Annotated in this window: 19 protein-coding genes and 2 tRNA genes; 9 read left to right on the plus strand and 12 right to left on the minus strand. The window is 60.5% G+C overall.

Annotation, left to right across the window (positions count from 1 at the left end):
- Positions 1-92 precede the first annotated feature (92 nt).
- From AC1ROT_RS21200 to AC1ROT_RS21240, 9 genes are all read left to right on the plus strand, one after another.
- Positions 93-2,519, plus strand: a complete 2,427-nt coding sequence (locus AC1ROT_RS21200) for a penicillin acylase family protein (RefSeq protein ID WP_493001495.1) — start codon at positions 93-95, stop codon at positions 2,517-2,519.
- Between the two features lie 104 nt (positions 2,520-2,623).
- Complete coding sequence (gene motA / locus AC1ROT_RS21205) at positions 2,624-3,484, plus strand: flagellar motor stator protein MotA (RefSeq protein ID WP_492973063.1); 861 nt, start codon at positions 2,624-2,626, stop codon at positions 3,482-3,484.
- A gap of 20 nt (positions 3,485-3,504) precedes the next feature.
- Entirely contained in the window at positions 3,505-4,677 is a 1,173-nt protein-coding gene (locus AC1ROT_RS21210) for a flagellar motor protein MotB (RefSeq protein WP_492973065.1), read from the plus strand.
- Between the two features lie 6 nt (positions 4,678-4,683).
- Positions 4,684-5,166, plus strand: coding sequence for an RDD family protein (locus tag AC1ROT_RS21215; protein WP_493001497.1), 483 nt, complete (start codon positions 4,684-4,686; stop codon positions 5,164-5,166).
- A 79-nt stretch (positions 5,167-5,245) separates the two neighbouring features.
- Positions 5,246-6,013, plus strand: coding sequence for an arginyltransferase (locus AC1ROT_RS21220; protein WP_492973067.1), 768 nt, complete (start codon positions 5,246-5,248; stop codon positions 6,011-6,013).
- A 132-nt stretch (positions 6,014-6,145) separates the two neighbouring features.
- On the plus strand, positions 6,146-7,270 hold the full coding sequence (locus AC1ROT_RS21225) for a TRAP transporter substrate-binding protein (RefSeq protein WP_493001499.1): 1,125 nt from the start codon (positions 6,146-6,148) through the stop codon (positions 7,268-7,270).
- A gap of 195 nt (positions 7,271-7,465) precedes the next feature.
- Positions 7,466-8,575, plus strand: a complete 1,110-nt coding sequence (locus AC1ROT_RS21230) for a TRAP transporter substrate-binding protein (RefSeq protein ID WP_492973069.1) — start codon at positions 7,466-7,468, stop codon at positions 8,573-8,575.
- Between the two features lie 116 nt (positions 8,576-8,691).
- Complete coding sequence (locus tag AC1ROT_RS21235) at positions 8,692-9,234, plus strand: hypothetical protein (RefSeq protein ID WP_492973070.1); 543 nt, start codon at positions 8,692-8,694, stop codon at positions 9,232-9,234.
- A 97-nt stretch (positions 9,235-9,331) separates the two neighbouring features.
- Positions 9,332-10,525, plus strand: a complete 1,194-nt coding sequence (locus AC1ROT_RS21240; RefSeq protein ID WP_492973071.1) for a hypothetical protein — start codon at positions 9,332-9,334, stop codon at positions 10,523-10,525.
- A 47-nt stretch (positions 10,526-10,572) separates the two neighbouring features.
- Here AC1ROT_RS21240 and AC1ROT_RS21245 read toward each other — a convergent pair whose 3' ends face one another.
- The 12 genes from AC1ROT_RS21245 to AC1ROT_RS21300 all read right to left on the minus strand — a co-directional run bounded on the left by AC1ROT_RS21245 (position 10,573) and on the right by AC1ROT_RS21300 (position 19,492).
- Positions 10,573-11,814, minus strand: coding sequence for a pentapeptide repeat-containing protein (locus tag AC1ROT_RS21245; RefSeq protein ID WP_492973072.1), 1,242 nt, complete (start codon positions 11,812-11,814; stop codon positions 10,573-10,575).
- Positions 11,815-11,876: 62 nt separating this feature from the next.
- Positions 11,877-12,200, minus strand: a complete 324-nt coding sequence (locus tag AC1ROT_RS21250) for a hypothetical protein (RefSeq protein ID WP_492973073.1) — start codon at positions 12,198-12,200, stop codon at positions 11,877-11,879.
- 163 nt (positions 12,201-12,363) lie between these two features.
- On the minus strand, positions 12,364-13,119 hold the full coding sequence (locus AC1ROT_RS21255; RefSeq protein WP_492973074.1) for an SDR family oxidoreductase: 756 nt from the start codon (positions 13,117-13,119) through the stop codon (positions 12,364-12,366).
- Positions 13,120-13,322: 203 nt separating this feature from the next.
- Entirely contained in the window at positions 13,323-14,597 is a 1,275-nt protein-coding gene (locus AC1ROT_RS21260) for a TRAP transporter large permease (RefSeq protein WP_492973075.1), read from the minus strand.
- Positions 14,598-14,610: 13 nt separating this feature from the next.
- A complete protein-coding gene (locus AC1ROT_RS21265) occupies positions 14,611-15,168 on the minus strand; it encodes a TRAP transporter small permease (protein WP_492973077.1) in 558 nt (185 codons plus the stop codon).
- 60 nt (positions 15,169-15,228) lie between these two features.
- Complete coding sequence (locus tag AC1ROT_RS21270) at positions 15,229-16,212, minus strand: sialic acid TRAP transporter substrate-binding protein SiaP (RefSeq protein WP_493001501.1); 984 nt, start codon at positions 16,210-16,212, stop codon at positions 15,229-15,231.
- Between the two features lie 33 nt (positions 16,213-16,245).
- Entirely contained in the window at positions 16,246-17,103 is an 858-nt protein-coding gene (locus tag AC1ROT_RS21275; protein ID WP_493001503.1) for a GntR family transcriptional regulator, read from the minus strand.
- A 153-nt stretch (positions 17,104-17,256) separates the two neighbouring features.
- Positions 17,257-17,333, minus strand: a tRNA-Arg gene (locus AC1ROT_RS21280).
- 71 nt (positions 17,334-17,404) lie between these two features.
- Positions 17,405-17,704 (minus strand): ETC complex I subunit, encoded by a 300-nt coding sequence (locus tag AC1ROT_RS21285; protein WP_492973081.1) that lies wholly within the window; start codon positions 17,702-17,704, stop codon positions 17,405-17,407.
- Between the two features lie 31 nt (positions 17,705-17,735).
- Positions 17,736-17,812 (minus strand) — tRNA-Pro (locus AC1ROT_RS21290).
- Between the two features lie 91 nt (positions 17,813-17,903).
- Positions 17,904-18,377 (minus strand): DUF192 domain-containing protein, encoded by a 474-nt coding sequence (locus AC1ROT_RS21295; RefSeq protein WP_492973082.1) that lies wholly within the window; start codon positions 18,375-18,377, stop codon positions 17,904-17,906.
- Positions 18,374-19,492, minus strand: a complete 1,119-nt coding sequence (locus AC1ROT_RS21300) for an acetoin utilization protein AcuC (RefSeq protein ID WP_493001505.1) — start codon at positions 19,490-19,492, stop codon at positions 18,374-18,376. The genes AC1ROT_RS21295 and AC1ROT_RS21300 overlap by 4 nt, the downstream gene beginning before the upstream one ends.
- Positions 19,493-19,549 lie beyond the last annotated feature (57 nt).

The raw sequence follows: 19,549 nt of genomic DNA on the forward strand, positions 1-19,549 counted from the left end.
GCCAGCAGCCGGTGCTGTGGCGTTTTTTGAAACCTGCAAATCACTCGCGAATCTGCTAAGCCAGTTCGTGTCTTTGTCGCGAGCGGGGCGTTATGCGCTGGTTGATTCGGTTGGTTATGGCATTGGTTCTGCTTGCCGGGATCACCGCTGGTAGCATCTATGTCATTGCCCGCCTCTCACTGCCTGCCGTCAATGGCGAGGTAAAGGTCGACCGGGCACTTGCCGGACCGCTTGAAATCCTGCGCGACCGCTACGCCGTCCCCCATATTCGTGCTGCCAGCCGCAACGACAGCGCGTTCGGACTGGGTTATGCCCATGCTCAGGATCGCTTGTGGCAAATGGAAGTACAGCGCCGCATCGCAGCCGGCCGCCTGTCCGAAATTTTTGGCACAGCCACCCTCAATACAGACAGGTTTACACGCACCCTCGGTATCCGCCGCAAGGCTGTCGCCGCATTCGCCTATCTTCAGCCTGACACCCAGGCCTATCTGCAGGCCTATGCCGACGGCATCAATGCCTTCATCACCGATCATCCCGGCCCGTTGCCTCCGGAATTCCTCGTCTTCGACGTATCGCCAGAGCCATGGACACCTGCGGACTCGCTTGGCTGGCTGAAGATGATGGCCTGGGATCTGAGCGGGAACTGGGGCAGTGAGCTGGCGCGCCTCAGTCTGTCGCGCCGCCTCAGCAAGCAGCAGATTGAAGAATTTTTCCCGCCCTATCCAGGCGACGGACCGGTCGCGCTGGCAGATTACAGCAGCCTTTACAGGCAGGTCACGGCCGCAATCAATCTCGACCAGCTGCAGCAGGCCCTGCCCGCCCCGCCACCCGAAGGCATCGGCTCGAACAATTGGGTCGTGCATGGCAAACGCACCGTTACGGGGTTGCCTCTGCTAGCCAACGATCCGCATCTGGGCCTGACGACGCCTGCAATCTGGTATTTCGCCCATCTCACCGTCCAGAACAATGGCATTATCGGCGCAACATTGCCCGGCGTCCCTGGCGTTATCCTGGGTCATAACGGTCGCGTCGCCTGGGGCTTCACCAATACTGGACCGGACACTCAGGATCTCTTCATTGAGAAGATCGACCCGAATGATTCTGGCCGTTACGTAACACCGGATGGCACAGCCGCCTTTGCCACAAGGCAGGAAATCATCAAGCTGCGCGGCGGTGACGACGTTGCACTCACGGTGCGCGAAACGCGCCATGGCCCTGTTATCAGCGATGTCCACGACTCAGCTCAGCGCCTGATCGAACCTGGCTATGTCCTGGCCTTTGCCTGGACGGCATTGCGCGATGAAGACACCACAGCCGATTCATTGCTCGGACTCGAAGCGGTGACGGATTGGAACAGCTTTGTCAGGAATTTCGAACGTTTTGTCTCACCGCAGCAGAATATCGTTTATGCCGATCGCGACGGGAATATCGGCTTTCTGGCGCCGGGTTTAATCCCGGTTCGCCGTCCGGATAACGATCTGAAGGGACTGTCGCCGGCACCGGGATGGGACGCGCGATACGACTGGACCGGCTTCATTCCTTTTAACGAGCTGCCGCGCAGCTACAATCCGGCAAAGGGTATGCTGGTTACCGCCAATCACAAAATTGTGCCCGACAGCTACCCGCATTTCATTACCTCCGAATGGGCAGAACCGTATCGCGCACGCCGGATCGAGCAGCTGCTCCAGGAGCGCGCGGTCCATTCCGTGGAGAGTTTCAAACAGCTCCAGGGCGACACTGTGTCGCTGATGGTTAGCGATATCCTGCCGCTGATGCTGGGCGCGCCGCAAAAAAGCACTCCGCGCAACGCCGAGCTGCCAACCACCCACGCCATGATGTCTGCCTGGGACGGCGCGATGACCGCCAACCGGTCTGAACCACTGATCTTTCAGGCGTGGTATCGCGAGCTGACCCGCCTGGTGCTGGCCGACGAATTGGGAGAGTCGTTTCTGCCACTTTGGCGCTTCCGGCCAGTCCTGATGAAAAACATCCTCGCCAACACAGACGGGCAGGCCCGCTGGTGTGCCAATGTTGCAACCGGTGCGCCAACGTCTTGCCCCACCCTGGTTGCCGAAGCCCTCGACCTGGCCCTGAGCGATCTCAAAAGCCGGTACGGCGGCGATCTCGGCCGGTGGCGCTGGGGCGAGGCGCATTTCGCCAAGGCACCGCACCGGCCATTCAGCACCATCGCGCCGCTCAGGCGGCTGTTCGAGGTCAGCGTCCCGACCCCCGGCGACGCCTTTAGCGTGAATGTCGGCCGCAATGACCTGGGTCAGGAAACCGAGCCCTTTGCCAACCGCCATGCCGCCTCATTGCGGGCCATTTATGACCTGGCCGACCTTAACCGGTCGCAATTTATCCATTCCACCGGCCAGTCGGGACATGTGCTTTCGCCCAATTACCGTGATTTTGCCGCCCCCTGGGCTGGCGTTCAGTACATCCCGATGTCGCTTCGCCCCGGGGATATCGAAGCCGGAGCCCTGGGGCGTCTCAGGCTGAGCCCCCGCCAGCCCCCGTAAACCATTACGTCTTTTCAATATTCTATTTACCTCCCGCATACGATAAATATGGGTTGGGTTGACGCGCCGGGTGGATTCGCCGGGCGCGGGCATGGAGTGTTTAAATGCTGATTATTATCGGCTCGATTGTCGGTATGGGCTGCGTGCTGGGCGGTTATGTCGCCATGGGCGGCAAGCTCGGCGTGCTGTGGCAGCCATTTGAGCTCGTCATCATCGGTGGCGCCGGTGTGGGCGCGCTCATTGTCGGCAACCCCAAACCCGTGCTCAAGGCCACGCTGAACGGCTTCAAGGTCGCCTTCAAAGGGCCGAAATACACCAAGGACGACTATCTGGAATTGCTGTCGATGCTCTACAGCGTGTTCAAGCTCGCCAAGAGCAAAGGCATGCTCGCGCTGGAGCAGCACATCGAGAAACCTGAAGAAAGCAAACTCTTCAGCCAGTTTCCGAAGTTCATGGCCGATCACCACAACATGGACTTCCTCTGCGACTATCTGCGCCTGATGACCCTGGGCAGCGAGAATCCGCACGAGATGGAATCCCTGATGGATATGGAACTGGAAATCCATCACCAGGAAGATCATCTGGCGCAAGGCGGCATGTCGGCCTTCGGCGAAAGCTTCCCGGCGCTCGGCATCGTGGCCGCGGTGCTCGGCGTTATCAAAACCATGGGCTCGATCAGCGAGCCGCCGGAAGTGCTGGGCCGCCTGATCGGCGGCGCGCTCGTCGGCACCTTCCTCGGCATTCTGATCTCTTACGGCATCGTCTCGCCGATCGCGGCAGCCCTGAAGGCGACGCAGGAACATGACAGCAAATACCTGCTGTGCGTCAAAGCCGGCCTGCTGGCCCATCTGCAAGGTTACGCACCCGCCGTGTCGGTGGAATTCGCGCGCAAATCGCTGATGTCGAATGTGCGCCCCAGCTTCTACGAAGTTGAAGAAGCGACCAGCAAAGTGCAGTCGGTCTGACGACTGCGGAGGACTGAGCGATGGCGACCGCCGACGGCGAACGTCCAATCATCGTCAAGAAGATCAAGAAAGGCGCCCATGCTGCCCATGGTGGCGCCTGGAAGGTGGCCTATGCCGACTTCGTGACGGCGATGATGGCCTTCTTCCTGTTGCTGTGGCTTCTGAACGTCACCACAGACGAACAGAAAAAAGGCGTGGCCGATTACTTCTCGCCGGCTTCCGTTAGCCGCAGCTTCTCGGGCGCCGGTGGCGTCATGGGCGGACGCACCATTCTGGAAGACGGCGGCAAGATTTCCAGCTTCGGCCTGCCGACCATGATTGTCGGCCCGTCTTCGGAAAAATCCGATCAGCCCGATCAGCCGCAATACGATCAGAAATACCCGGACTCGCGGCAGCCGCCGCCGGCACCCGGCACACAGGGCGACCGCTTCCAGGATCCCAGCCAGACGGTTCAGCAGGGCGACGGCGACCAGCAGCAACTGGGCGCTGGCGCGGGACAGATCACCGACCTGCAGCAGATTGATGCGCAGGCGGCGCGCGAACGCGTCGCACAGGCGGAAGCCGAAAACTTCCGCGAGGCCGAAGAACAAATTCGCCAAGCGATCCAGAATAACCCGCAGCTCTCGGAACTCTCGAAGCAGATCGTGTTCGACAACACACCGGAGGGTTTCCGGATTCAGCTGGTCGACGAAGAACAGTCCTCGATGTTCCCTTCGGGTGCCGCCAGCATGAACGACAAGGCGCGTCGCCTGATGCAGCAGGTCGCCCAGGCGGTTTCAAAACTGCCGAACAAGCTGGCGATCAGCGGCAACACCGATGCGCAACCCTTCCGTGGCCAGGGTGCCTATTCGAACTGGGAGCTTTCCGCCGATCGCGCCAATGCGGCGCGGCGCGCCATGATCGAGGCCGGTGTTCCGTCCGAGCGCATTCGTCAGGTCACCGGCAATGCCGATCAGGACCCATTGATCAAGGATAACCCGCTTGATCCGCGCAATCGCCGCATCGCCATCCTGCTGCTCAGCGACGTCCCCCGCCCCGGATCCGGCGCCGGCGCCGCCGGAGCAGGGCCGCAGCGAACCGGTCAGCCGTCACGGCCGGGGGCGCTGCGCAATCCGCCGCCGCCGCCGCCATTGCCGCCTGGTCTGAATGGGCCGGGGCAAAACAGCCCTGTCCGCATCCTGCCAACCCGCTGAGGCCGCGTGTCAGAGCAGCCATCCACACAGCCGGTTCCAACAGCCGTCCCCCTGCTCGATCCGTTTGCAGATCCCGGGCGTTTTGAAGGCCTGTTATGGCGTCGTGTTTTCGGATACGCCATCGACGCATGCGTCATTGCGCTGCTTTTGGTATTCTATTACTTCGCCCTGGTGGTGCTATCGGTAGCCACTCTCGGACTGCTGACGCCGCTGCTGGTGCTGCTCGCGTCTCTGATCCCGGCGGCCTATCACACACTGACCATTGGCGGGCCGGCGTCCGGCACATTGGGCATGCGGCTGTTCGGGCTTGAAGTCCGTGCCTGGAATGGCGGCAAACCAGGTTATCTGCAGGCTTTGCTGCACACGGCCGTGTTTTACCTTTCCGTTGGCTTTACCAGCGGCCTGATCCTGCTTTGGCCCTTGTTCAACAACTATCGCCGCTGCCTGCATGACCAGCTCTGCGGCACAGTCGTGATACGCCGGGCGTGATTTTAGCTCAGAATCCCCCCTCCCCAAGCGGGCCAATTACGCTAATCTGGTTTTCGACTGTAATGAGATGGGCTGCGACGTGAAACATCGCCTGCAGATACCTTTACGGCATTTTTTTGCCACCCCGCCCACGCCATGCCCTTACCTTCCAGGGCGGCTGGAGCGGAAAGTCGTGACTTTGCTGGCAGGCGATGATCCTGACGGCCTGCACAACGCCTTGAGCCAGGCCGGCTTCCGCCGCAGCCAGGATCTCGCGTATCGCCCCGCCTGCGAAAACTGCAATGCCTGCGTACCCGTCCGTGTCCCGGTGGCGGAATTCGTTCCGGATGCCCCCCAGCGCAAGGTGCTGCGTCGCAACACCGGTGTATTGGCCCGCCGTCTGCCAGCCTATGCCACACGCGAGCATTATCAGGTCTTCCGCCGTTACGTGACGGCCCGCCATGACGGCGGCGGCATGGCAGATATGGAATTCGCTGATTACCGCGCCATGGTCGAGGACAGTCCGGTCCGCAGCGGCCTGACCGAGTTTCGCAATCCGGATGGCCGCCTGCTTGGCGTCTGCCTGATTGACGACATGAATGACGGGATTTCCCTGGTCTACAGTTACTTCGATCCAGACTTTGAACGGCGCAGCCCGGGAAGCCTGATCATTCTCTGGCACATCCAGAATGCCTACGAATTAGGCCTGCCTTATGTTTACCTCGGCTACTGGATCTCCGAGAGCCACAAGATGGCCTACAAGAGCCGCTTCCGCCCGTTGGAGGCTCTCACCCAGGAAGGCTGGCGCCGCCTGGATCCGGATGCGCCATCGCTCCCGGCACCCCTGACAGCCGCCCCTCTGCTTTGACCTCCGATTCTTGCGCCCCGCTCTTCTGAGGGGTATTTTTCGGCACCGTATGCGGATTCTCCGTGTACTTATGTGTTGCGTCAGCGCTTGTTCGAACGCCGGCCACCAACATCTCTAGGGAGATCACCAAACATGCTTCGTCGTAAATTCCTCTCCGGCGCGGCCGTTGCCGGCGCCGGTGCCGTCGGCGCCGCTGCCAGCTTTCCGGCCCCGGCGATCGCGCAGAGCCTGCCCGAAATCAAGTGGCGCATGCCCACCAGCTTCCCGAAGAGCCTGGACACCATCCATGGCGGCGGCGAGCAGCTGGCCAAGCGCGTCGCTGAACTGACCGACAACAAGTTCCAGATCCGCGTCTTCGCTGCCGGCGAAATCGTCCCCGGTCTGCAGGTGCTCGACGCCGTCCAGGCCGGCACCGTCGAAGCCGGCTACAGCGTCAGCTATTACTATGTCGGCAAGGATCCGACCTTTGCCTTCGACGCCTGCCTGCCCTTCGGCCTCAACGTGCGCCAGCAGAATTCCTGGATGCGCAACGGCGGCGGCCAGGAACTGATGCGCGAGTTCTTCAAGGACTACAACATCGTTCAGTTCCCGGCGGGCAACACCGGCACGCAGATGGGCGGCTGGTTCCGCAAGGAAATCAAGACCGTTGAAGACCTGAAGGGCCTGAAGTTCCGTATCGCCGGCATCGCCGGCCAGATCCTGACCAAGCTGGGCGTCGTGCCGCAGCAGCTCGCTGGCGGCGACATCTATCCGGCGCTGGAAAAGGGCACCATCGACGCCGCCGAGTGGGTCGGTCCGTATGATGATGAGAAGCTCGGCTTCAACAAGGTGGCCAAGTTCTACTACTACCCCGGTTGGTGGGAAGGCGGCCCGCAGGTCTCGCTGTACGTCAACAATGCACAGTGGGACAGCCTCCCGAAGCCGTACCAGGCCGCACTCGAAGCCGCCAGCACCGAAGTCAACAGCTGGATGCTTGGCAAGTACGATGCGCAGAACCCGGTCGCACTGAAGAAACTGGTTGCCAGCGGCACCCAGCTGCGTCCCTTCCCGCGGCCGGTCATGGAAGCCTGCTTCGATGCCGCGAACCAGGTCTATGCCGAAGTCGCTGCCGCCAACCCGAAGTTCAAGAAGGTCTATGATCAGTGGTCGAAGTATCGCGACGACCAGCTGCTCTGGTTCCGCGTTGCTGAAGGCACCTTCGACAGCTTCATGTCGGCGGCCAGCCAGCGCAAGCCTGCTGCGAAGAAGGGTGGCTGACCGGATTTAATCTGTCAGCATACGTATTATGGAAAAGCCCTGCATTTGCGGGGCTTTTCTTTATCTGTCGCTATTCGCACGAATCCCGTAATCTCCCAAGCAATCATTCATTGCAGCGTCAGTCTGCGAGGGTGATCGGTATCGGGCCGCGAGAGTCCGGCCCGCGACCGAAAGGTCAAACAGGGAGATAAAAGAATGGAAAGACGTAAATTCATCAAAGGCGCCGCCCTGGCGGGCGCCGGCACAATCGGTGTTGCCGCAAGCTTCCCGATGCCGGCGCTGGGACAGAGCCAGCCGGAAGTCCGCTGGCGCCTTGCCTCCAGCTTCCCGAAGAGCCTCGACACCATCTTCGGTGCGGCAGACATCGTGGCCAAGCGCGTTGAAGCCTCTACCGGCGGCAAGTTCCAGATTCGCACCTTCGCCTCCGGCGAAATCGTCCCCGGCCTCCAGGTGCTGGATGCGGTTCAGGCCGGCACCGTCGAGATCGGTCATACCGCCAACTATTACTATGTCGGCAAGGACCCGACCTTCGCCTTCGACACGGCGATCCCGTTCGGTCTGAACGGACGCCAGCAGAATGCATGGATGCACCATGGCGGTGGCCTGCAGCTGATGCGCGACTTCTTCAAGGAGTACAATTGCATCAGCTTCCCGGCCGGCAATACCGGTGCGCAGATGGGTGGCTGGTTCCGCAAGGAGATCAAGACCGTCGAGGATCTGAACGGTCTGAAGTTCCGTATCGGTGGATTCGCCGGTCAGGTGCTCACCAAGCTCGGTGTCGTACCGCAGCAGATCGCTGGCGGCGACATCTATCCGGCGCTCGAAAAAGGCACGATTGACGCGGCCGAATGGATTGGCCCGTATGACGACGAGAAGCTCGGCTTCAACAAGGTCGCCAAGTACTACTACTATCCGGGCTGGTGGGAAGGTGGACCGCAGCTGTCGGTCATGGTCAACCTCGACGCCTATAACAAGCTGTCGAAGGAATACCAGTCCATCCTGGAAGCGGCCTGCGCCGAGGCCAATGTCTGGATGGTGGCGAAATACGACGCGGTCAATCCGGCAGCCCTGAAGAAGCTGCTGGCCGGCGGTACGCAGTTGCGGGCCTTCCCGCGGCCGGTGATGGAGGCCAGCTTCAAGGCGGCCACCGAGTTGTATGACGACACCTGCAGCAAGAACCCGAAGTTCAAGAAGGTGTTCGACAACTGGGTGAAGTTCCGCGACGAACAGGTCAGCTGGTTCCGGGTGTCGGAAAACACATTCGACAACTTCATGATCGCAGCGTCGCAGAAAAAACGCACCTGAGCCGTCCAACGGTCAGGTCGGAAAAGGCCCCGGGCAACCGGGGCCTTTTTTCGTTCCGACAGGCCGGAAGGAACATTCCGACAACCGTTACCGTCTCTTAAGCGCTGGGTTAAGCCTTGGGCAACCATTTGCGGTCAAAACTACTGGCGCACCCCGGAGTTGTGCCGCAGTATCACCCGCGGCAGGCAGTAACTCCGACGGATGCCAGAAAGGACCGTCTTTACAACGCCATGTGGCGAAGTGTCGTAAAACGAGCACCGAAAAAGACGGCTGATCCGGATTTGACCCCGACGCCGCGCGATCGCGAACGCGTCGACGGTATTATTAATAAAATCTCGGAAGAAACGCTGCTGGTCTTCGATCTGCTGAAAGACGGCATGGTGAAGGAAGCCTCCTTCAAAACCGTCGAAGAAAGCATCACCCGGCATTGCATCCTGTCCACCTTTGAACAGGTTCGCGTCGATGCCTTCCGCGATGCGGCGGGCCTCGCCTGGCAGCAGGCCCGCCGCTTCTCCGAAGCCGCTCTTGAAATGCCCGAGCCACAGCAGCGTCAGTTCGTGCTCTCCGTCGCACAGGCTTTCGAACGCTTTGCCAAACAGCTCCAGACTATTGAGCAGCGCGCCATCGCGGACAAACAGCGGCGCGATCAGCAGGATTGAATGCTGTTGGCGCCTGCGGGGCTTGCCAAAACTATCGCCGGGAGCAAAACTTCCGTACACACAACCCACAGCATGTAAGCGAGTTTTCGGGGGAAGCATGGTTTTTGGTTCGATGTTCGGCGGCGGTCGGTCTTATGCCTACGAAATCTATGTCATGGTTGATGGCCGCTGGCGCCTCGACAAGCGTCTCGAAGGCGAAGCAAAGATGACCCAGCACGCCAACGAGCAGCTGGAAAAATCCGCCATATCACAGGCCAATGCCCTGCTGAACATGGGCGACTTCTCGGCCGTCAAGGTGGTGCGCTCGCGCGAGCGGTCGGACGGTTTCGGCACCCAGTCGGAAATCTTCAACAAGACAGCGACCGCAAAACCGAAGGTCATGCAGACGCGGCCCTTCAAGGGACCGTTCCCGGTTTGCGAAACCGCTTATGACCTTGCGCGCCGTCCGGCAGCCAAGGGCTTCAGCACCGTCTTCAGAGAGTTCCTCGACAAGCAGAATGCGACATCGATCGAACTGCTGCACTCGCCGCAGCATCAGCGCAAGCTGAGCGACATGAGCAATTTCATGCGTGCAGGCTTCTACGCCTTGGCGGGATCGCAGACGCAGCCCGGGTTGCCGGGCCAGAGCGAGCGCAGCAAGAAGCTCGAAGTGCAATTCGACAAGCTGATCCAGCTGACGCGCGATGCCATGGCCGAAAAAGGCTTGCCCGCACTTGAAGGCAATGACTTTGCCCGACTGTACGAGCGCCTCAGCCAGCGCATGAAAGACGATCAGCTGCGTTTCACGTTCTTTTTCCAGACCGTCAAGGTCACACAGACGCTTTCAAGCTATGCCGGCCGCCTCGATATCTATCTCAATGACATGATCGAGCGACCGATGAACGGCCTGTCGCCGCTGCTGGATGAAGCCGCAGCCTCCTGTCTGGATTCCACCACGCTGATTCAGGATCTGCTGGGCCATCGCGCCGGCCTGTCGGAGGCCCTGATTGCGCTGGCCGACCTCTCCGCCGGCAAGGTGGAAATGCCGGCCAAACCGGACCAGATTCTCGAAAAGCTCAATCGCCTGCTCGGTGAGAACCGTCTGCCCTACTGCTCCGAAACCTTGTGGGAGCGCATTCTGTCCAACCTCAACTCCAAGGCCCTGCTCAGCAAAAGCGAGCCGCGGAAAGAATGGCAGATGACGCGCAATCTGAATCACAAACTGCTGGCAGTTGCGCCGGAAGCATACAAAGAAGCCGTCGATCATGCCGGTCGCATGCGCATGGAACGCGCGCGTAATATGGAATCCTGACACGACGTCGTCGCGCCCTGCGCGACGGCCTTCGTTCCGCCCGGCTGTTAATCCTGCGGCGGCATCTGCGCACCGGTCAGGTCGGCGCCGTTCAGATCCGTATTGACCATTTTCGCATCGGTCAGGTTGGCATTGACCAGCCGCGCCTTGTTCAGCTTGGCATCGATCAGGTTGGCGCCCCTCATCAAGGCGTCCGAGAAGTCGGCCTCAGTGGCATCGCAGGCCGCAAGGCTGGCCGACCAGAAACGGCCGATCGGCTTGCCATCGGGACCGCGCAACGGCACCTGACCCAGCTGTGCGCGCTGCAGAATCGCCTTCTGCAGAATGGCACGCGCCAGATTGACGCCATTGGCCAGCGCGCCGATCAGATTTGCGCCGGTCAAATCGGCTTCGGAAAGATCAGTCATCACCAGCGTGGCATTCTGCAGCTTGGCGCCCGCGAGCTTTGCGCCCTTCAGGTTCGCGCCGCTCAGGTCCTTACCGGTCAGGTCGATGCGTTCCATGTTCAGACCGGCCAGATCGGCGCGCGAACCTTCACGGCCGTCCGTCTTGATCCACTTCTCGTGCTCCTGAAGGATGCCGGCAACGGTATCGCCGAAGCTGGAGACATCGACAAACAGTTCAGCGCCAGTGAAGTTGGCGGAATCCATGTCGACATCTTCCAGGATCGCGCCCTTCAGGTCGGCGCCCTGGAAGTCGGCGCCATCGATCAGGCACATCGTCATATCGACGCCGCGCAGACAGGCGCCCTTGAGATCGGCCCCGGCCAGGTTCGCCTTGCGCAGGGATACCTTGGTCAGGTTGGCGCGCGACAGATTGGCACCGGCCAGATTGACACCATTCATGTTCGAGCCGGTCAGGTTCGAACCGCGGAGATTGGCTTCGGCCAGATCGGCGCCGCCCGTATTCGCCTTAGGCTTCTTGCCGGTGGAATCCGCCGCTCCGAAACCCACGCCGTTATCGGACGCCTGCATCAGGGCGCCGCCACGGAAGTCCACCCCCATCAGGCGGGCGCCGGCAAGGGTGGCGCCGCGCATGGAGGCCCCGCGCAGATCGGCCTTGGTCAGGTCGGCCTTTGACAGGTCAGCCCGCTCCAGATTGGCTGCAAACAGGTCAGCTTCTGACAGATTGGTTTCGACCAGAACGGATCGCGAAAGATTCGCGCCGGACATCTTGGCCGCACGCAAATCGGCGCCGCTGAAATCGTAGCCCTGCAAATCAGCCAGGGAAAGATTCAGGCGTGCCCCACGGGGACGCTTCAGCAGCCACTCGCGGTGGCGTGCCAGCATCCGTTCAACCTCCATGGGGTTCATTCTGCCCCTAGCCCCCTCACAAAGTCACACAAGCGAGCCTATTTCTTCGGCCGCATAAAATCTTCGACAATCTTAATGTTTTTCTCTAGTTCCGCAATCTTCCCAGACAGTTCCGCAATTTTCATGCGCATGGTCTGGGCCCCGGCAATTGCGCCCTGTGCGGCTTCTTTCGCATTCCGCAGGTCCGTCTGCAACTGCTGTGACGGCCCCTTGGCGTTCCGTAATGCGGTCTGGATGTCGAGAATGGCCTTGTCCAGCTCAGGACGCCGCTTGGCCAGGCTGGCCATATTGTCTTCCAGCCGGCCTTTTTCTTCCTGGAATTTGCGGATTTGCTCCCGCATCTGAGTAATTGCGTCGCTCAAAACCATCTCTCCGGGATACGCATACGGGCCCAGCGAGCCTCTGCCGGAGCCAACTTCTTAGACGGGTCCCGGGGTCCCGCCTAGATGTTCTAAAGGCGTAGGCCCCAAAACCGGATGAAACTGCTTGGGGAGGCCCAGCTTCGCCTGGATGATGGCCAGCCCCCTAGCCGCGACCGACAAAGGGCATCTTGGTCGCCATCACCGTCATGAACAGGACATTGGCATCCAGCGGCAGGCTGGCCATATGGACCACGGCATTGGCGACGTGCTCGACGTCCATGCGGGGTTCCACCCGGGTCGAACCATCGGGCTGCAGAACACCGTTTTTCATGCGCTCGGTCATGTCGGTGGCGGCGTTGCCGATATCGATCTGCCCTACGGCGATGTCGTAGGCCCGGCCATCCAGGGAGCTGGCCTTGGTCAGACCGCTGATGGCATGCTTGGTCGAGGTATAGGGCGAGGAAAACGGCCGCGGCGCATAGGCCGAGATCGAACCGTTGTTGATGATACGGCCGCCGCGCGGATCCTGATCCTTCATGATGCGGAAGGCTTCCTGCGTGCACAGGAAGGGGCCGGTCAGATTGACGTCGACGACGGCTTTCCACTGCTCGTAGGACAGGTCTTCCAGAGGCATAGCCGGCGTACCCATGCCTGCGTTGTTGAACAGCACATCCAGCCGGCCGAAAGCCTGCTTGGTCTTGGCGAACAGCGCCTTCACCTGCGCATGGTCACCCACGTCAGTCGCTACAGCCACGGCCCGCACGCCATGCTTCTCTGCTTCGCGCGCCGTGGCGTCTAGAGCCTCAAGACGACGGCCGGCCAGCACGACATTGTAGCCGGCCTTGGCCAGGGCGATCGACGAAGCCTTGCCAATGCCGGTGCCAGCACCAGTGACCAAGGCAACCTTGTTGGATGGCATACCGGGATTCCTCCAGTTATATCGGTTCTTTCAGCGGCAAGAATAGCGGAGGCCGATCCGTCCCGGCAACGCATATGCCGTGATAAAGGTGGGATTGTAAGGCTTTAGCCGGCATCCCTTCCACCAAGCTTCGTATTGAAGCCTGGTGGTTTCTGGGCTGGAAAAGGTCCGGAACGGGTTCTGGACGACCGGCGGATCGCGCCTCAGCGATACCAAAGCGTGGGCAGGTAAAGCGTCAGGATCGGGAACGCCGAAATCAGGACCAGCACCACGAGCAGCGGGATCAGGAATGGCAACACAGCCACCACGGTCCGGTCGAAAGACATGTTGGCCACCCGTGACAGCACGAACAGCACCATCCCGACCGGCGGCGTCAGTAACCCGATCATGAGATTGAGTACCATGATGACCCCAAACTGCACCGGATCGATGCCCACCTTGGTAATGGCCGGCATCAGCACCGGCACCAGGATGGAAATCGCGGCAATCGTTTCCATGAAGCAGCCGACCACCAGCAGGATCAGGTTGATGATCAGCAGCAAGAGTAGCGGATCCGTGGTCACCGCCAACAAGGCCTCCGACACGGTTTCGGTGACCCGTGTCGTGGTCAGTACCCAGCCGAACAGTGAGGCAGCGCCGACGATGATCAGCACGCTGGCCGTGGTTTCGATTGTTTCCAGCGAAATCCGGTAAAACTGCTTCCAGCTCAGCGTGCGATACAGCAGTACCCCGAGAAACAGCGCCCAGGCGCAGGCTGCGATCGCCGCTTCCGTCGGGGTGAAAATACCGGCTGACATACCGCCGATGATGATGGCCGGGGTCAGCAGAGCCGGAATCGCGCGCAAAAACGTGCGACCAAGGACAACCCAGCGGAAGATCTGGTCGCGTCCGATGCCATGCCGGTGGGCATACCAGGCAACGTAAGCCATCATCGCGGCAGCCATTAGAAGGCCTGGAATAAAACCGGCGGCAAACAGCTGACCGATCGAAACATTGGCCATCACGCCGAAAATCACCATCGGCAACGATGGCGGAATGATCGGGCCGATGGTTGAGGATGCCGCAGTGATGCCGACGGCGAATTCATCATTGTAGCCATGATCGCGCATCGCCTTGATCTCGATCGTGCCGAGACCACCGGCATCGGCGACTGCGGTACCCGACATACCGGCGAAAATCACCGAGCCGACGACGTTGACATGGCCAAGGCCGCCGCGCAGCCAGCCGACGCCTGCCGTAGCAAAATCGTAGATGCGATTGGTAATGCCGGCCGTGTTCATCAGGTTGCCGGCCAGAATGAAGAACGGCACCGCGATCAGTGGAAAAGAATCGACACCCCCAACCATGCGATGCAGGGTGCCGAAATCCGGGATGGTGGTGAAGTAATGCGTGAAGGTCAGCGATGCCCCACCCAGGGCGATAAAAATCGGAACCCCGATCAGAAGCAGCAGAAAGAAAACACCGAAAAGTGCGAGCATAGCCCCAGGCCTTTCAATCGATAATCAGGTCAACCTTGTTGGGGTCCGGTTTCCAGTGACGGCGCGCATTCGCCAGAAAAACCCCGAGGCTGCGATACAGCATCAGGAAGCAGCCAACCGCGACGCCGCCATAAACAACGCTCATGGGCACGTCGATCACCATCATCGTCTGGATCTGCATCCGCCCGGTGATCTGCACAGCGAACCAGCACAGCAGCGCGATAAAGCCGACCGTGACGATATCGATGAAGAAGCGTAACGCCCTGACCGGACCCGGCGGCAGGAAATGCAGGAGCACCTCCACACCGATATTCGTGCCGCGCCTCATGGTGATGGCTGCGCCGACAAAGGTGACCCAGATCAAAAGATACCGGGCAATCTCTTCGGTCCAGGCCATGGAATCATTGAGCACGTACCGGGTGAAGAACTGCAGGAAAACCACTCCTGACAGCACCCAGAAAATGACAAAAGCCAGCACGTCCTCGACAAATGGCTGGATTACATAATCTGCATCTTCCGCCACGATCAGTGGCGCTACCGTTTCCGGCTGATTCCGAGCATCCTGTTCCATCACGTCCGGCTCCATAGCTTACGGGTGCGGCATTGCTGCCACACCCGTAATCGCTTCCTGTTACTTCAAAGCCTGCAGAGCATCGTATTCAGCCTTGCTCCAGCCGGCGCCAGCAGCGGCATCGTTATGCAGCGGCACGGCCGCTGCACGGAATGCTGCGCGGTCAACCTCAACCACGATCTTGCCCAACTTGCGGAACTCGTCCGCCAGCTTCATCTCGGATTCTCGAATCTGGTTGCTTGCCCGCGATGCCGCCTCCAGAAGAACGTCCTGGAATATCTTCTTTTCACCATCGTTCAGTTTGTTCCAGACATGGCCACCGACATTGACAACCAGTGATTCCGTGATATGGCCGGTCAGCATGATATGGCTTTGCACTTCGTAGAATTTCTTGGCCATGATGGTTGGCAGCGGATTCTCCTGGCCATCAACCGTCTTCTGCTGCAGCGCCAGATAAACCTCGGCGAAGGCAATCGGCGTGGCATTCGCCCCGACCGACTTGGTAAACATGAGGAACAACGGGGCCGGCGGTACGCGCAGTTTCATGCCCTTCATGTCTTCCGGCTTCTTGATTTCCTTGTTCGCCGTAACATGCCGCTGACCGTAATAGGTCAGGGATACAACCTTGTGACCGGTCTTTTTCTCGTAACCGGATGCAATGTCGCGGAACAGTGAGGAATCGCGGTACGCTTTCCAGTGATCGAAATCGCGCAGGATGAACGGCGCATTGGTGATCGCCACCGACTTGTGAATCGACCCGGCAAAGGCGACGCCGGTATAAATCATGTCGACAGTGCCCAGCCCTAACGCCTCGTTGATCTGGTTCTCATTGCCGAGCTGCGATGCCGCAAACACATCGATCTGGTATTTGTTATTGGTGCGCTTGGCAATCTCGGCCGCCGCCCATACTGCTTCCGTATGGTATGGCTCGGGCGTCTCGTAGACATGGGCCCATTTCAGCTTGGTCTGGGCCACTGCCGGATTGGCGGTCATCATCAGGATTGCCGCGATCGAAGCGGTCATCAGGGTCAGTGTTTTTTTCATGTAAGCCTCCCTAGCTTATGGTTGTGAATTACGTCACGCCTTACTTTTCCTGCGGATGGGGCGTATGGCAGGAAGATCGCCATCGCTTTCGAAAAAATCCGGATTGAGATTGCGGATGTTGGGCAGGCTTTCCTTCAGCCCGTCGAGATGATTGCGCATAGCGGCGATCGCACGATCCGGATTGCGCTTTTCCATGGCGGAAAGCACTGCCGCATGCTCCTTCACCACCCGGCTCATGCGTCCTGACTGCGGCAAGGTGAGGCGCCGGTATCGGTCAACCTGTACTTTTACCTGTTTGACAAGCTGCCAGATTCCCGGATATCCCGCGGCCTCGGCAATCGCAGCATGAAAAGCCTCATCGGCATTGTGAAAAGCTTCCTTGTCTGCTGCCTCGGCCGCTTCACGCTGACGTTCGAGCATGGCCCATAGTGTCGCGAACTGGCTTTTGGTGGCCCGCTCGGCAGCCGTCCGTACGGCAACCTCTTCAAGGGCGCGGCGGATAATGATGGCTTCCATCAACTGCGCGTAGGGAATACGGCTGACTGTCGTCCCTGATTTCGGCACGATCTCGACCAGTCCCTCGTCGGCCAAACGCAGCAAGGCTTCACGCACCGGCGTACGGCTGACTCCGAATGATTGCGCCAGATCATTTTCAGACAATGCTGCGCCGGGCAGGATTCCCAATGCAATGATCTGCGCCCGCAAATGCTTGTAGACCAGGCTTGCCGATGTAGCCGGTGGCGATGCTGCCCGTCGCAACCGGGGTATGGCAGCAACCGTTTGCACCGCAACGGTACGTCGTTGCCGCTTGCCGGCTGCTTTCGGCAATCTTCTCACCGTGGCCACTGCCTGCGTTCCATCCTCGATCATGGCTTGATCGCCATGTTCCATATCTTGCATGCTAGTTAGAGGAGCCATGACGGTGCGGTCAACTTAAAAACACAGCTTTTACTTGTACTGTGCGATGACAAGATATGTGTCATGAAACGCCTTCCCTGTCGGGAAGCGATATGCATCAACGTCGGAATTGGCTGTATGGGGGAGTGGCGTGCCCTGGTGGATTCGAACCACCGACCTGCCGCTTAGAAGGCGGCTGCTCTATCCAACTGAGCTAAGGGCACGCAGGAAACAATGTTCAAACAAAAAAACGGCCGGCGAGGCCGGCCGCATCGGGCACCTCGCCGAACCAGCTTTAGCGGATTCTGGTAAACGCGAAGTTGTCGGCGTAAGCACGGCGGTTCAGCTTGCGCTGCTGCGGCTCCTCGATCTCATAGGCAATGCCGCGTTTGTCGGCATAAGCCACCGCCTCATCGCGGCTGTCGAATTTCAGCGTCAGCTGGCCGAGCGTGCCGGCAGCCCCCGTCCAGCCCATCAGCGGCTCGACGAAACGGCTGTCAGCCGTGTCGTATTCCAGAACCCACTGCCGGGTCTTGGCCTTGCCGGACTGCATCGCGGTCTTGGTGGGCTGGTAAATCCGTGCCTTGGTCGTCATGGGGCCGTCCTTGCTGAACCTGGGGCCATTATGGTCGGGGTGACTGGATTCGAACCAGCGACTTCTTGCTCCCAAAGCAAGCGCTCTACCAGACTGAGCTACACCCCGCCGTCGCGGCGGAAAAGCGAGCGCCTTTTAGCATAAAGCCGGCCAGTCCGGCCAGCCTCCGGGCCGCCCCGGATTGGGTGAGATTGGCGGGTTAACGCTTTGGCGGCATGCCGAAAATGGCGTGTTCGACCCGGTCGCCGGCCTTGATGCCCAGCCGGGATGCCGTGCCGCCGTTCAGCTCCAGAACCGCCCGCACCGGGCCGATCGAGTTGATCCCGGTCTCGTCCTTGGGGATGGCGCGCTGGTGGATGTTGAGAATGGTGCCGTCGGCCTTGATGAACAGCATGTCCAGCGGGATCAGCGTATTGCGCATCCAGAACGACGCCATCTGCTCCTGCTTGAAATCGAACAGCATGCCGGCGTCGGGTGCCATGGTGGTGCGGAACATCATGCCGCGTGCCCGGGTCTGGTCGTTGTCGGCCAGCTCGACCTTGAATTTCTGCGGCCCCTTCTCGGTCCGGATGGCAAGGTCGCTGAGCGGCAGGGTCGGCTGCGGCTGCGCCTGGAGCGGGCTGGCAAGCAAAAGCATGGCAAACAAACCGCCCAGCACTGCACTTAGTTTCACGCCCGCATCCTTTCCTTCACACGCCGGACCAATCCCCGGACATCGTCCCGTACGATCCCGTTGCGCGGGGTATCGGCCAGGGTGGTGAACCAGTGTTCTGGCGGATTACGCCCCGCCGACCGATTCCAGCTCAGATCCCGCAGCAGGCTTTCCGCTGCCGGCGGCAGTCGCTCCGGCTTTTCCAGCCCGTTCAGCTCGGCCCAGATGCCGGTCCAGCACCGCGCCACCGACCAGGGATTATAACCGCCGCCGCCCAGTACCAACAGGCGTGGCGCCAGCGCTTTCAGGGCCGCGACCGCCTGCCACAGGGCGCCGTTCGACAGGGCCTGCCGCCCCAGCGGATCGTCGGCCAGCGCATCGGCACCGCACTGGATCACCAGGGCCTCAGGTCGAAACGCCTCCACCAGCGGCCCAATCGCTTCGCCAACCAGCACCGCCATCTCGTCATCGTTCATCGGTGGCGGCACAGGCAGGTTGAACAGGTTCCCAGCCCCCTCCTCGTCCAGCTGGCCCGAATGCGGCCAGCGGCCGGCCTCATGCACCGAGATCACCAGCACGCGCGGATCATCGGCAAAGGCATCGGCAACACCGTCGCCGTGATGCACGTCGAGATCGACATAGGCCACACGGGAAAGGCCGCCATCCAACAGTGTCAGGATCGCCAGCACCGGATCGTTGAAATAGCAGAACCCCGAGGCCTGCGCCGGGCGGCCATGATGCGTGCCGCCGCCGGGGCTGTAGATGGTGCCGCCCTCAGTCAGCAGCTGCCGGGCTGCAATCAGGCTACCGCCGACGCCGGTGGCCGGCCGACGGAACATCGTGGCGTAAACCGGATTGCCGCCGCGGCCGAGATTGTAGCGCTCGGACTCTTCCGGGCTGATCGTCAGCGTGCGCTCGGCCGCCTGCACGGCGGCGATATAATCCTCACGATGGAAGCGCGACAGCTCCTGCGGCGTTGCAGGCCGGCTTTCGCGGTACCGGCCTGGCAGCAGCCAGTCCAGCGCCTGCACCATATCCAGCACCGTGGAAACGCGCGGAATGGACAACGGGTGTTTGCCGCCCAGCGTGGAGTGGCGGTAAATGTCGTTTCCAATCAGCAGCGGGGCAGCCGGCATAAACAGAATCTAGCGGCCTTGTGGGGCTTAACAAGGCACCCCGACGGCCTATAATGC

This window comes from Ferrovibrio sp. GW821-FHT12E11, assembly GCF_058806975.1.